Raw genomic sequence first — 12,938 nt, forward strand, 5'->3', positions numbered from 1 at the left:
GGCGCGGGGCGCGGTTCGGGCGGATCAGGCATTCGCGGCCAAAGCCGATCAAATCCTCGCGCCCGGCCTTTTTGAGCGCGGCCAGCACGATCGGGCGCTTGTCCGGCCGCCGCCACTGCAGGAGCGCGCGCTGCATGGCCTTTTCCTCGGGCGTTTTGGCGACATAGACCGGCTTCATCGTGCGCGGGTCGATGCCGCTGTAGTACATGGCGGTGGACAGCGTGCCCGGTGTGGGGTAAAAATCCTGCACCTGCTCGGGCATGTAACCGACCCTGTTCAGGTACTCCGCGAGCAGGATGGCGTCGTCCAGCGTCGCGCCGGGGTGGGAGGACATCAGGTACGGTACCAGGTACTGCTTCCGGCCAAGCATCTGGTTGATGCGGGCGTAGCGTTCGCGGAACTGTTCATATACGGAGAATGAAGGTTTGCCCATATAATACAGTGCGTTATCACTCATGTGCTCGGGCGCGACCTTGAGCTGGCCGGAGATATGGTGCTCGACCAGCTCGCGGAAAAACGCGTCGTTCCGGTCGGCCATCATATAATCATACCGCAGGCCGGAGCGCACGAACACCTTTTTGACGCCCTCGACCTGCCGCAGCTCCCGCAGCAGGTTGAGGTAATCGGTATGGTCGGCCTCGAGGTTCTGGCACGCGGTGGGGAACAGGCAGCGCTTGTCCCGGCACAGGCCGTGCCCGTCCTGCTTTTTGCAGGCGGGGAAGCGGAAGTTGGCCGTCGGCCCGCCGACGTCGTGGATATAGCCCTTGAAGCCCGGGTGCGCGGCGATCTGCCGGGCTTCGGCGAGCACGCTTTCGTGGCTGCGCGCCTGGATATAGCGCCCCTGGTGGAAGGCGAGCGCGCAGAAGTTGCACGCGCCGAAGCAGCCGCGGTTGTGGATGATGGAGAACTGCACCTCCTGGATGGCGGGCACGCCGCCGAGCGCCTCATAGGACGGGTGGTAGGCGCGCTGGTATGGCAGGGCGTAGACGCGGTCCATCTCCTGCGTGGTGAGCGGGCGCGCGGGCGGGTTCTGCACGAGCACGCGTTTGCCGTGGCGCTGCAAGAGGGCGCGGCCGTTCACAAAATCCTGCTCGTCGTACTGCTGCTTAACCGAGCGGGCATAGTCCGCCTTGTCCGCGCAGGCCGCCTCGTAGGAGGGGCACTCGGCCGCGGGGAACGGCAGGCCGTCCGCGCTGTGCGCCAGATAGGCCATGCCGCGCACGCCGACGCAGGCCGCCGCCCCGGTTTTGCCGTGCTTCAGGTTGTCCGCGAGCGCGAGGACGGAATGCTCGCCCATGCCGTACATCAGGCCGTCCGCCGCCGCGGATTCCAGGATGGAGGGCATGACGCGGTCCGCCCAGTAGTCGTAATGCGCAAAACGGCGCAGGGACGCCTCGATGCCGCCCAGGTAAATGGGCGTGTCCGGGAAGGCGCGGCGCGCCAGCATGGAATAGACGGTCACGGCGCGGTCGGGGCGGCGGCCGCCCTTGCCGCCGGGGGTGTAGGCGTCGTCCGAGCGGCGCTTCTTCGCCGCCGTGTAGTGCGCGACCATGGAGTCGATATTGCCGCCGTTGACCAGCACGGCGTAGCGCGGCTGCCCCATTGCGGCAAAGTCGGCCTCGCTGTGGAAATCGGGCTGGGACAGGATGGCGACCTTATAGCCCGCGTCCTCCAGCACGCGCGAGATGATGGCCGTGCCAAAGGAGGGGTGGTCGACGTAGGCGTCGCCGGTGACGAGCAGGAAGTCGCAGTAATACCAGCCGCGCGCCTCCATTTCCGCGCGCGAGACCGGAAGAAAATCAGACATGGGAATACCTCGGTTTCTACGGGTTTTGCAAACCGGACGGTTTACAATCACAAAAGGACGTCTTGATAGCGACTTATTATATCATAAAATCGCGCGGCAGGCAAAAAAAGCGGGCGCGGGAAACTTTCCCGCGCCCGCTTCCTGGGTGGTGATGCAGATTATCCCTCGACATAGGAGGCGGCGGTGTCGACCGTGATGGTCTGGGTCGCGTCGTCCCAGCCAATGCCGATATCGAATGCCTTCGCGACGTCGCGGAGCTTGAAATAGTTGTTGTCCGCGATCTCATAGGCGGCCAGGCCGAGCGCCGCGCCGTCCTTGGAAACGGAAGCGGTGGAAGCCTTGGCGGCCTTGTCCGCGCCGTCGCCCTGCGCCAGTTCGCCGCCTACGGCGGTGTAAGCCTTGCCGGAGGTCAGCGCAATCGCGCCGGCCGCCTCGTCCCAGCTCACTTCGAACTGCTTGGCGGAGCCGTTCAGCGCCATGGCGAGGTCGCGGAGCTTAAAGTAGTTGTTGCCCGCGATTTCGTATGCGTTGAAGGCGACTTCCTTGCCGTCGACCAGCACCTTGGCGGTCGCGGCCTTGGCGGCGGGCTGGGGATCCGCTGCGGGCTGGTCGGCGCCGTCCGCGGGCGCTGCCGTCACGTGGTTTCCGCCGACGTCGATCCAGGCGACGACCTGGCCGTCCAGCGCGGCGTACCGCGCCATGACGAAGTATACGCCCGGCTCGGACAGCGTGACGCTGCAGCCCTTGAGGTGCTCGATCGGGCCGTCGGCCTCTTCCGGGTTCACGGACGCGGCGGTGCAGCCCGCGGCGTCGGTGACGGGCAGGGCGTCGAACCAGTTTTCATAGCCTGCTTCATCCAGGCCGGAAACGTAAGTCCACTCGCCGTTCACGAGCTGGCAGGGGATGACGTCGAACGACAGGTAATCGTCCGTCAGGGTGAGCGTGCAGGGCGCTTCGGCCGTGTAGAGGTTGGTGGGCGCGTAGCTGCCGCCCGCCCCTGCGGGCGCCAATTCCTTGGTGGATACGACGTTCGAGATAGAGAGCTGGTCGGGCGCCTCGGAGCCGCCGTAGCCATCCAGCTTGACCGTGTCCAGCGCGGCGGCGCTTACCGTGAGTGTGACCGCGGCGGCGGTCAGCAGCGCGAATAGTTTGCGTTTCATGTTTGTTCCCCCGTTTTAAAATATTCAGCAGTTTGCAACTACTAAATATTAGTATAGCAAATGGGTTTCGGAAGTCAAGGGAGAAAAATGCAGCCCTGACGGGTGTTGGAACCGCTTCCACCCGTACGGGGAGGCTGCCGCCCGGCGGGGCAAAAAACCGCCCCCTGCGCTGTGGCGCAGGGGGCGGCTGGAAACCTTGTGAAAAATTGGGGTGCGGCGCGGGGGCAGGCCCCGTCAGCCCCACAGCTCCGCCCCGTCCGGGACGTGGTTCCCCGGCATGAAATCCGCCACGCGCGTAATGTTCATCAAATGGAAGTAACCCAGGTTTTCCGACAGGCTGTTGCCGCCCCAGGTGCCGCAGCCCAGCGTGTTCGTGGGCGTGAGGCCGTTATAGAAGCTGCCGCCGCCCGACAGCGCGCAGCACTGGTTGACCACGACGCGCGAGACGTGCAGCGCGCACGCGGCCTGCTCGATGTGCGCGCGATCCTGCGAGTGGATGCACACGCTGTGCCCCTCGCCGATCCGGGCGAGGTTGCGGCGCGCGATGGCGATGGCTTCGTCGAACGTATCGTAGGAGTAGACGGACAGGGCGGGGAACATTTTTTCGCCCCCGAGCACATCGTCCGTACCGTCCACCGGGAAGGCCAGCACGCGCGTGCCCGCGGGGACGCACAGGCGCGCTTCCGCGGCGAGCGCGTTGGCGCTCTTGCCGATCAGCGCCTTGTTCATCGCGCCGCCCGGGAACAGCGCGTCGCGCAGGCGGGAGATATGGGACGGGTCGTCCAGCACCGCGCCGCCCGCGGCGGCAACCGCGTCCCACACCGAGGGGAGCTGCTCGCGCGGGACGATCAGGCTCTGTTCCGCCGTGCACAGGATGCCGTAATCAAAGGCGCGCCCCTTGACGGCCTCGGCAACCGCGTGCGGCNCCGTGCGGCCGCTGCAGCGCATGGCGCTGTGGTTCGGGGAGACGATGACCGCGTTGCGGCACTTGACGGCGAACATGGCGTTCGACATTGGCGTAACCACCGGGTTCGTCACCGGGGTGAGCGCGGCGACCACGCCGACCGGCTTGGCGATCTTGGTGATGCCCGTTGCCGGGTCGCGGCTGATGACGCCGACCGACGGTTTGCCGCGCAGGCTGTTCCAGATCACGGACGCTTTGCTGCGGCACTTGGCGATTTTATCGGGGACGTTGCCCATGCCGGTCTCCGAAACGGCCAGCCCGGACAGCTCCTCCGCGTTTTCGTACACGGTTTTGGCGATTTCGCGCACCAGGCGGTCGGCCTGCTCCTGCGTGTAGCTTTCCAGCTCGGCCTGCGCGGCGCGCGCCTTGGCGACATAGCCGCCGATATAGGACTGCGCATCCATTATAAAAAACGCTTCCCTTCCGTATGTTTTTGCGCCCCTACTATACCATTGCGGCAAGGGGATGTCAAAAGTTTTTTTGTATTTTGAAAATAGCGCTTGACAAAGCGGTTGTATGACTGTATTATTGTGTCATGAACTTAATACAGCGGTACACGGTGCCGTGGAAAGGAGCGTACACCATATGCAATGGATGATCAACGGCGACCGGCCGATCTACCAGCAGCTTACGGGGCAGCTCACCGAGCGCATCGTCAGCGGGGTTTTCCCCGCAGGCGCAAAGATGCCGTCGGTCCGCGACCTGGCGGCGGAAGCCGGCGTAAACCCGAACACCATGCAGCGCGCGCTGGCCGACCTGGAGCGGGAGGGCCTGCTCTACACACAGCGCACCAGCGGACGGTTTGTGACGGAGGACAAGGGAATGATCGAAAAAGTCAGACAACAGCTTGCCATGGGGCGGATTGCGGATTTTTTAAGCAGCATGAGGCTGATTGGCTTCTCAGAGGACGAGACCATGGAGCTGCTGCGCAAAGCAAGCAGACAGGAGGGGGAAACACATGAACACTAACGACCTGATCGTATGCAGCGGCCTGACCAAGTATTTTGGCGGGGTCAAGGCGCTGGCCGATCTCAACCTGACCATCGGGCGGGGGCGGATCGTCGGCCTGCTGGGCCCGAACGGCAGCGGCAAGTCCACGACCATCAAGCTGATGAACGGGCTGCTGACGCCGACGCACGGCGAGGTGCGCATCGACGGCGAGGCGCCGGGCGTGTACACGCATTCGATCGTCAGCTACCTGCCGGAGCGCAGCTACCTGAACGACTGGATGAAGGCCAGCCAGCTCATCGACTTCTTTGCGGACTTCTACAAGGATTTTGATAAGAAGAAGGCGTATGAGATGCTCAAGGCGCTCGACATCAGCCCGGCCGACCGCCTCAAGACCATGTCTAAGGGCACGAAGGAAAAGGTCCAGCTCATCCTGGTGATGAGCCGCGCCGCGCAGCTTTACCTGCTCGACGAGCCGATCGGCGGCGTCGACCCGGCGACGCGCGACTATATCCTCAACACCATTTTGACCAATTACAGCGAAAACGCGACGGTAATGCTGTCCACGCACCTGATTTCCGACATCGAGCGCGTGCTCGACGAGGTGATTTTCCTGCAAAAGGGGCAGCTGACGCTGCATGAAACCGTCGACGATATCCGCGAATCCCGCGGTAAGTCGGTGGACGCGCTGTTCAGGGAGGTGTTCGCATGCTGAGGAAACTGTTTAAATACGAGTGGCGCGCGACAAGCCGCGTGCTGCTGCCGCTCTACGGCAGCGTGCTCGTCATGGCGATCATCAACCGCCTGTTCGCCACCATTAATATGCATATGCTCGAATCCGCCACGGCGGGCGGCCTTTCGTTCGGGCTGCCGCAGGTCATCGCGGGCTTTGTTTACGGCGGCCTGATCATCGCATCCTTTATTGTGACCTTTGTGCTGCTGATCCAGCGCTTTTACAAAAGCCTGCTCGGCGACGAGGGGTACCTGATGTTTACGCTGCCGGTCACCGTAACCCAGCACATCTGGGTCAAAACCTTCGTCGCGGCGATCATGTGCGTGCTGAGCGGCGTGGCCACCCTGCTTTCCGTCTTTATCCTGGCCTTTAACGGCCAAAACTGGCTGAGCCTGCTCAAGGTATTCCCCGAAGCGCTGCAGATGATGTTCAAGGAACCGCATCTGCTGGGCTACACGGTGGAAGGGGTTGTCTGGTGCGTCGCCGGTATGCTGGCCAGCATCCTGTCGGTGTACCTGTGCATCGCGATCGGCCACCTGGCCAAGCGGCACCGCGTGGCCGCGGCGGTTGGCGCGTACTTCGGCCTCTCGGTCGTCGGCCAGGTCGTGATGTTCCTGGTGATCACGTTCGCGGATGCGACCGGTTTCGACTTCTGGTTCGCGAACATGGCGCCCGTCGCGGCGATGCACGCGGGGATGCTGCTGCTCATCGTATTGACCGCCGCATCCGGCGCGCTGTTCTTCTTCTTTACGCGCCTGATCCTGACCCGCCGCTTAAACCTTGAATAACCGCCCGTAAAGTTTACCCCGGGCACTTGCGCCCCCCTTCTTCCTTTGGTATGATGGATACACAGACGCCGCGCACCGCGCGGCCGGGAAGAAGGGGGGCTTTTTCCGTGAAATGCCAGAACTGCGGCATCAATTACGACGACAGCGACAAGGAATGCCCAATGTGTGGGACGAAGTCCGGCCATAGGGGGCGGCTATCCGCGCCCCGCTACACAGGATACAACCATAAGGAGGGCGCGGAGCCCTGCTCGCATGAGACCTACACGAAAAAAACCACGTCCGCCGCGCCCACGGTGCAAAAGCCCAAAGTCTCGCCCGCGCAGCAGGCGGCGGCGAGCCGCACCACGGCCACGCTCAACGGGAAGCCGGTCAACAAGAAGGGCGGCAAGGCCGCGGGCTGGGTGGCGGTGCTGATCGTGGTGCTGCTCGGCCTGGTGCCCACGGTGGTCGAATCGCTGTCCTCGCACATGGACGGCCTGCGCTACGCGATCGAGGACGCGCTGGACGGCCATTCCTATGGGGACGGCTACGATTACAGCGATGATTTTTACGAGGGGCTTGTCGATTACCCGCTGCTCAAGGGGCAGTGGCGCATCGACCGGACGGACGGCGGCACGGTGCTGCTCGACGTGGATGGGGACGACAATTACACGCTGCGCATCTCGTCGCCGGCGGGTTGGTCGCTCGAGGAAAACGGCGTGCTGACGCTGTGGGAGGAGGACCAGTCGGAGGGCGCGTACGACGGACGGTACCCGCCCGAAAGCTACGCGTGCTACAGCCTGTTCCTGGCCGGGCGGAGCGTTGCCCTCGGCGGGCAGCCCGTCCCGGAGGCGCTCGCCCGGCACGAGGAGCAAGGCCTGATCATGCTGCTCGTGTACCACGAGATCGGCGCGCCCGAGGACAGCTTTATCCTGTACGACTACATGGAGGAGAACGCGCCGATGTTCCCCGCGGAGCCGGAGCAGCTCGTCAAGGTGCAGGGCGCGTAGCGGCGCAGAATACGGATAAAAGGGAGGGGAGACCCTCCCTTTTTGCTATTGGGGCGCAAAAAAGGGACGCCTGGGCGTCCCTTTGGGCCTGTCTCGCAACCGGGCTCATTCCTTGCCGAGCAGATGGTAGATCGCCTGCGCCACGCCGCCGTGGTTGTTGTCCGCCGTGATGTAACGCGCGATCCCCTTGACGCGCGGGTCGGCGTTGCCCATGGCGACCGGCATGCCCACCGCGGCGAGCATCTCCAGGTCGTTCTCGCTGTCGCCGATCGCGATGGCGCGCTCCAGGCTGGTGCCGAGCTGCATACACAGCATGCCGAGCGCGGTGCCCTTGTCCGCGTAGGGCGCGACGACCTCCAGGTTGTCCTCCGCGGAGGACATGACGCGGATGCCCTCGATCCCCTCGAGCAGGCCGCGCGCGTTTTGCAGCAGCATGGTATTTTTGGAGCGGCAGAACAGCTTGTCCACCGGCAGGTGGCGCGTCGCGACGGCCTCGGCCACGCTGTCCACGACGACCTTGCTGTTCAGGAACCCCTCGTTGGTCTTGTACTGCGTAAAGGCGAAATCGGAATAGGGCGTGACAAAGATCTCGCCGTCCAGGTAGGCCATGGTGGTCAGGCCGACGCGCTCCAGGATGGCCGCCGCGCGCACGGACGGCTCCCACGGCATGGACAGGCGGGTATAGCAGCGCCGGTCGGCGGCGGTGCCGAGCGTCGCGCCGCCCGAGGCGACGATAAAGTCGTCCGCGCCCATCTTGCAGGAGAACTCGGCGGCCTCGCCGCAGATGCGCCCGGTCGACACCACGACGCGCACGCCGCGCCCCCGCGCCCAGCGCACCGCCTCGATGGTGCTGTTCTGTACCTCGTTGTTGCTGCTGAGCGCCGTGCCGTCCAGGTCGAGCGCGATCAAATCATAGTTCATTTTGGCCTCCTTGGGGCTTGCAATACTTTCATACTTTACTAGGATAGCGTGCCGCGCGGCAAATTGCAAGCCTCACAGGCGGAAAAGGGCAATATTTTTCCGGGGGCGCCCCCGAATATTTTTAACAGTACGGCATCTTTTCTGGAAAGTTTGCCAAAGGTATGGTAGTATAATATCGTATGTGAATTTAACGGAGGAACAAAGTTATGACCATCTTACAAGCCATCCTGCTCGGCCTGGTCCAGGGACTCACCGAATTCCTGCCGGTCTCCTCGTCCGGGCACCTGGTGCTGGTACAGAAGCTGCTCGGCGTAAACCCGGAAACCGACTTCATGCTGTTTTCCGTCCTGCTGCATTTCGGCACGCTGCTCGCGGTCGTCATCGCCTTCTGGCCCGATATCAAGCAGCTCTTCCTGGAGTTCTTCCGGTGGATCGGGGACGGGTTCAAGATCAAGAACCAGCCGTACCGCCGCTTTATCGTCATGCTGCTCATCACGGTCGTGCCGATGTTCGCCATCCTGCCGGTGAAAAGCTTCCTGGAGGAGGCGATGGGCTCTACCCTGATCGTCGGTATCATGCTGCTGGTCACGGCGGCGCTGCTGCTGTTTTCCGAGCGCGGCGCGCACGGCCGCAAGACCGAGCGGGACGCGACCTGGCTCGACGCGCTGATCGTCGGCATCATGCAGTGCTTTGCCGTGCTGCCCGGCCTGTCGCGCTCCGGCACCACCATGGTGGGCGGCCTGCTGCGCGGCTTCTCGCGCGAATTTGCCGTGCGCTTCGCATTCATCATGTCGCTGCCCGTCATCCTGGGCGCGAACATCCTGGAGGTCGGCGACGCGATTGCCGCGACCCCGGCGGTGCCGACCCCGGTGTACATATATGTCATCGGCGTGCTGGTGGCGCTTGTTTCCGGCCTGGCCGCGATTAAAATGGTCAAGTTTGTCGCAAAACGCGGCAATTTCCGCCCCTTCGTCGTGTACTGTACGCTGATCGGCATTGTGACGATCGTCGTCAGCTTCGTCGCGGGATCATGAAATAGTAGGTGTAAAAGAGTTGGCAACCAGAAAAACATCGACAACAACCAGAAAAACGAATACCCGGAAACCCAGCGCCTCCCGCAGCCGCCAGCCGCAGAAGAAAAGCGGCGTGCGCAGGGAGGTCTGGGCGCTGCCCTACGGGCTGCTCGCCGTCGTATCGTTCCTGTGCCTGTGCGGCTTTGACGGCTTTGTGCTCAAATGGCTGCGGCAGGGGCTGGGGGCGCTGATCGGCGCGGGCGTCTATGTGCTGCCCTTCGCGTTTGCGGGGCTGGCGGCGCTCATGGTCGTGCAGCGCAAGGGACCTGTGCGGCTGCGCGCGGTATGCATCGGGCTGCTGCCCGTCTTTGCCGGCGCGATCGTACAGGCCGTGATGCAGGCGCACGAGTTCCCGCTCAATATGGACCTGTTCGCGGCGCTGCTGAAGGCCGGGATGGAGGCCGCCTCGGGCGGGCTGCTCGGCGGGCTGCTGTACGTCCTGCTCGAGTGGGCGGTATCCGGCGTGGGCGCGCTGCTCGTGCTGATCCTGCTGACGCTGACGGCGCTGATGGCCGCGCTGCGGCTGACCCCCGCGGCGGTCTGGCGCATGCTGCAGTCGCCCGAGTATGAATATGAGGACGAGGACGAGCGCCGGAAATACGAGGCGCCGCCCGAGCTGCCGAATATCCATGTGGTCGCCGCGGGGCACGCGGCCGCGCGCGAGCAGAAGCGCCGCCGCCGGCAGGTGATCGACANGCACAGGCGACGCCAAGGCGGAGCTTGCGGAAAGCTCGCAGCGGCTGATCGATACGCTGCAATCCTTCGGCGTGGACGCGCAGATCATCAATATCGTGCGCGGGCCGACGGTCACGCGGTTTGAACTGACCATCCAGCGCGGCGTGAAGTTCTCGCGCATCACCGCGCTTTCCGACGATATCGCGCTGTCCCTCGGCGCGGTCTCGGTGCGTATCGCGCCGATCCCGGACAAGGTGGCCATCGGCATCGAGGTGCCGAACAAGGCCACGACCACCGTGTTTATCCGCGAGGTCATCGGCTCCCGCGCCTTCCAGGGGGCGAAAAGCCGCCTGTCCTTCGCCGTGGGCAAGGACATCACCGGCGCGGCCGTGATCGGCGACATCGCCAAGATGCCGCATATGCTGATCGCGGGCACCACCGGCTCGGGCAAATCGGTGTGCATCAACTCCATGCTGATCTCCCTGCTCTATAAATCGACCCCGGAAGAGGTAAGGCTCATCATGGTCGACCCGAAAATGGTCGAGCTGGGCAACTATAACGGCATCCCGCACCTGCTGATCCCGGTCGTCACCGACCCGAAGAAGGCCTCCGGCGCGCTCAACTGGGCGGTCGGCGAGATGGAGCGGCGCTATAAGCTGTTCGCGGACAACCAGGTGCGCAACCTGACCGGCTATAACGACCTGATGCGCCATAAGAAGGCCGAGGCCGAGCAGGTCGAGGGCGGCGCGCCCGAGCAGTACGCCGTGCTGCCGCAGATCGTCATCGTCATCGACGAGCTGGCCGACCTCATGATGGTCGCGGCCAAGGAGGTCGAGACCTCGATCTGCCGCATTGCGCAGAAGGCGCGCGCGGCGGGCATGCACCTCGTCGTCGCGACGCAGCGCCCGTCCGCGGACGTGATCACGGGCATTATGAAGGCCAACATCCCCTCGCGCGTCGCGTTCGCGGTCGCGAGCCAGATCGAAAGCCGCATTATTCTGGACACGACCGGCGCGGAAAAGCTGATTGGCAAGGGCGACATGCTCTATGCGCCGCTCGGCGAGGGCAAGCCCCAGCGCGTGCAGGGCTGCTTTATCTCAAACGACGAGATCGAGGCGGTGATCGCCAAGGTCAAGGAGTCCGCGACCGCCGAATACTCCGAGGAAATCCTCGAGCACATTGAAAAGCAGGCGGAAAGCGGCGCGTCCGCCGGCGGCGGGGGCGGCGACCCTGGCGAGGACGAGGACGAGCTGCTCATGGACGCGATCGACGTGGTCATGGACTGCCGGCAGGCCTCGGTCTCCATGCTGCAGCGCCGCCTGAAGCTCGGCTACTCGCGCGCCGCGCGCATCGTCGACCAGATGGAGGAGCGCGGCATCGTCGGCCCGTTCGAGGGCTCCAAGCCCCGCCAGCTGCTGATCTCCAAGGAGGAGTGGCAGGAAATGAAGCTCCGCCGGACGATCTGACCGGCATCAATTGCCGCCTGCCACGCATACGATGGATATCTGAACGAAACGATATAGTAGGAGGAACTGACCATGGCACTGACAAAAATCGACCTTGCATCCCTTTCCTTTAACCCCTTCACCAAGATCAAGAAGCAGTGGATGCTGCTCTCCGCGGGCAGCGAAGGGCATTGGAACACCATGACCGCCAACTGGGGCGGGCTGGGCGAACTGTGGTATAAGCCGGTTGCGACGGCCTATGTGCGCCACAGCCGCTATACCCACGAATTTACCGAGGGAAGCGACTACTTTACCCTGACCTTCCTGCAGGAAGGCCACCAGGAGGCGCTGAACCTGTTGGGTTCCAAGTCCGGGCGCGACATCGACAAGATGCATGGCAGCGGCCTGACGCCGGAATTCGTCGAGGGGCAGCCCACCTTTGCGGAGGCCGAGCTGGTCTTTGTGTGCAAGAAGCTGTACGCGCAGGACATCGTGCGCGAGTGCTTCAAGTACCAGGAGACGATCGACCGGTGCTACGGCGACAACGACTTCCACACGATGTACATCGGGGAGATCGTGGCCTGCTACCAGGACCAATAAAAACAGCCGCCCCGGCACTATAAAAAAGCAGAAAGAAGGACGTGCAAAATGGCAATTTCGCTGGATAACCTGACGGAGTATTTGGACAGCCAAGACTGGAACTATACGGTACACGAGGAAAAGAACTATATCAGCCTGCGGATGAACATGAAGACCGTGGATAGCTGCTCGCTGATCCTGGATGTGATCGACGACACGACGGTGCTGTTTTACACCGTGTTCCCCATCAAGATCCCGGAAGAGCGCCGCGCCGCGGTGGCGGAGTTCCTGTGCCGCGCAAACTATGGCCTGTACCACGGCAATTTTGAAATCGACTTCCGCGACGGCGAGATCCGGTACAAGACGACCGGCATGACCACCGAGGCGGAGGAGCTGGACGAGGAGGTCATCGGCCGCCTAGTCAACCTGGGCTTCGCCATGACCGACCGCTACGCGCCGGGCATCCTTTCCGTGCTGTACGCCAACGACGAGCCGGAAAACGCGATCGCCCGCATTGAAAACCGCAAAAAGGACGACGAGGAGCAGGATTCCTGACCTTGCCGCCGCATGAAAAAGGGCGCATCCCCCAGCGTGGGGATGCGCCCTTTTTCGCGGCGGCTTATTTTTTGGCCTTTTTCTTTTTCTTGCCGGGCTGCGGGGGCGCCGCGGCAGGTTCCGGCTCGGGCAGATCCTCCGGGTCGGGTGCGGGCACCTTGGCCGGCCGGTCGCCGGTCGTCAGCGTGTGGGACAGGAACAGGGAAGCCTTCGCGCAGGCCGGGCCGACCATCTCGTACAGAACCGCGGAGGACAGGATGATCGTGGACAGCAGCGTGGCCGCGGCGGGCGGCGGCAAGCG

Annotated in this window: 11 protein-coding genes and 2 pseudogenes; 8 read left to right on the forward strand and 5 right to left on the reverse strand. The window is 63.6% G+C overall.

The window, feature by feature from the left end:
* The 3 genes from CZ203_RS04835 to CZ203_RS04845 all read right to left on the reverse strand — a co-directional run.
* A partial coding sequence (locus CZ203_RS04835; protein WP_087065040.1) for a YgiQ family radical SAM protein occupies positions 1-1,807 on the reverse strand: 1,807 nt, incomplete at its 3' end.
* 158 nt (positions 1,808-1,965) lie between these two features.
* Entirely contained in the window at positions 1,966-2,967 is a 1,002-nt protein-coding gene (locus CZ203_RS04840; RefSeq protein WP_087065041.1) for a hypothetical protein, read from the reverse strand.
* Positions 2,968-3,201: 234 nt separating this feature from the next.
* Positions 3,202-4,335 carry an aldehyde dehydrogenase family protein gene (locus CZ203_RS04845; protein ID WP_087065042.1) on the reverse strand — a complete coding sequence of 378 codons (1,134 nt, stop codon included), beginning with the start codon at positions 4,333-4,335 and terminating at the stop codon, positions 3,202-3,204.
* 181 nt (positions 4,336-4,516) lie between these two features.
* Here CZ203_RS04845 and CZ203_RS04850 point away from each other — a divergent pair, with 181 nt between their 5' ends.
* The 4 genes from CZ203_RS04850 to CZ203_RS04865 all read left to right on the forward strand — a co-directional run bounded on the left by CZ203_RS04850 (position 4,517) and on the right by CZ203_RS04865 (position 7,389).
* Positions 4,517-4,900 carry a GntR family transcriptional regulator gene (locus tag CZ203_RS04850; protein WP_087065043.1) on the forward strand — a complete coding sequence of 128 codons (384 nt, stop codon included), beginning with the start codon at positions 4,517-4,519 and terminating at the stop codon, positions 4,898-4,900.
* On the forward strand, positions 4,890-5,594 hold the full coding sequence (locus CZ203_RS04855) for an ABC transporter ATP-binding protein (protein WP_087065044.1): 705 nt from the start codon (positions 4,890-4,892) through the stop codon (positions 5,592-5,594). Before CZ203_RS04850 ends, CZ203_RS04855 begins: the two co-directional genes overlap by 11 nt.
* A complete protein-coding gene (locus CZ203_RS04860; protein WP_087065045.1) occupies positions 5,588-6,400 on the forward strand; it encodes a hypothetical protein in 813 nt (270 codons plus the stop codon). The genes CZ203_RS04855 and CZ203_RS04860 overlap by 7 nt, the downstream gene beginning before the upstream one ends.
* 107 nt (positions 6,401-6,507) lie before the next feature.
* The gene (locus CZ203_RS04865; protein WP_087065046.1) at positions 6,508-7,389 is read left to right on the forward strand and encodes a zinc ribbon domain-containing protein; all 882 of its coding nucleotides are present in this window, start codon (positions 6,508-6,510) and stop codon (positions 7,387-7,389) included.
* Positions 7,390-7,494: 105 nt separating this feature from the next.
* On the opposite strand, the gene CZ203_RS04870 is transcribed toward CZ203_RS04865, so the two are convergent.
* Positions 7,495-8,310: a Cof-type HAD-IIB family hydrolase gene (locus tag CZ203_RS04870; RefSeq protein ID WP_087065047.1), complete on the reverse strand. Its 816-nt coding sequence runs from the start codon at positions 8,308-8,310 to the stop codon at positions 7,495-7,497.
* Positions 8,311-8,516: 206 nt separating this feature from the next.
* Between CZ203_RS04870 and CZ203_RS04875 the strand changes: the two genes are divergently transcribed.
* The 4 genes and pseudogenes from CZ203_RS04875 (at position 8,517) to CZ203_RS04895 (ending at position 12,637) form a co-directional block, all read left to right on the forward strand.
* Positions 8,517-9,344, forward strand: a complete 828-nt coding sequence (locus CZ203_RS04875; RefSeq protein ID WP_087065048.1) for an undecaprenyl-diphosphate phosphatase — start codon at positions 8,517-8,519, stop codon at positions 9,342-9,344.
* Positions 9,345-10,087: 743 nt separating this feature from the next.
* Positions 10,088-11,524 (forward strand): annotated as a pseudogene (locus CZ203_RS04885) (DNA translocase FtsK); the annotation flags it as partial.
* Positions 11,525-11,596: 72 nt separating this feature from the next.
* Entirely contained in the window at positions 11,597-12,103 is a 507-nt protein-coding gene (locus CZ203_RS04890) for a flavin reductase family protein (protein ID WP_087065051.1), read from the forward strand.
* A 48-nt stretch (positions 12,104-12,151) separates the two neighbouring features.
* On the forward strand, positions 12,152-12,637 hold the full coding sequence (locus CZ203_RS04895; protein ID WP_087065052.1) for a YbjN domain-containing protein: 486 nt from the start codon (positions 12,152-12,154) through the stop codon (positions 12,635-12,637).
* Between the two features lie 64 nt (positions 12,638-12,701).
* Here the strand turns inward: CZ203_RS04895 and CZ203_RS14545 are convergent.
* Positions 12,702-12,938: pseudogene (locus CZ203_RS14545) on the reverse strand (hypothetical protein); the annotation flags it as partial.

The sequence above is a fragment of the Intestinibacillus massiliensis genome (assembly GCF_900155735.1).
In the GTDB taxonomy this organism is placed as follows: Bacteria; Bacillota; Clostridia; order Oscillospirales; family Butyricicoccaceae; genus Intestinibacillus; species Intestinibacillus massiliensis.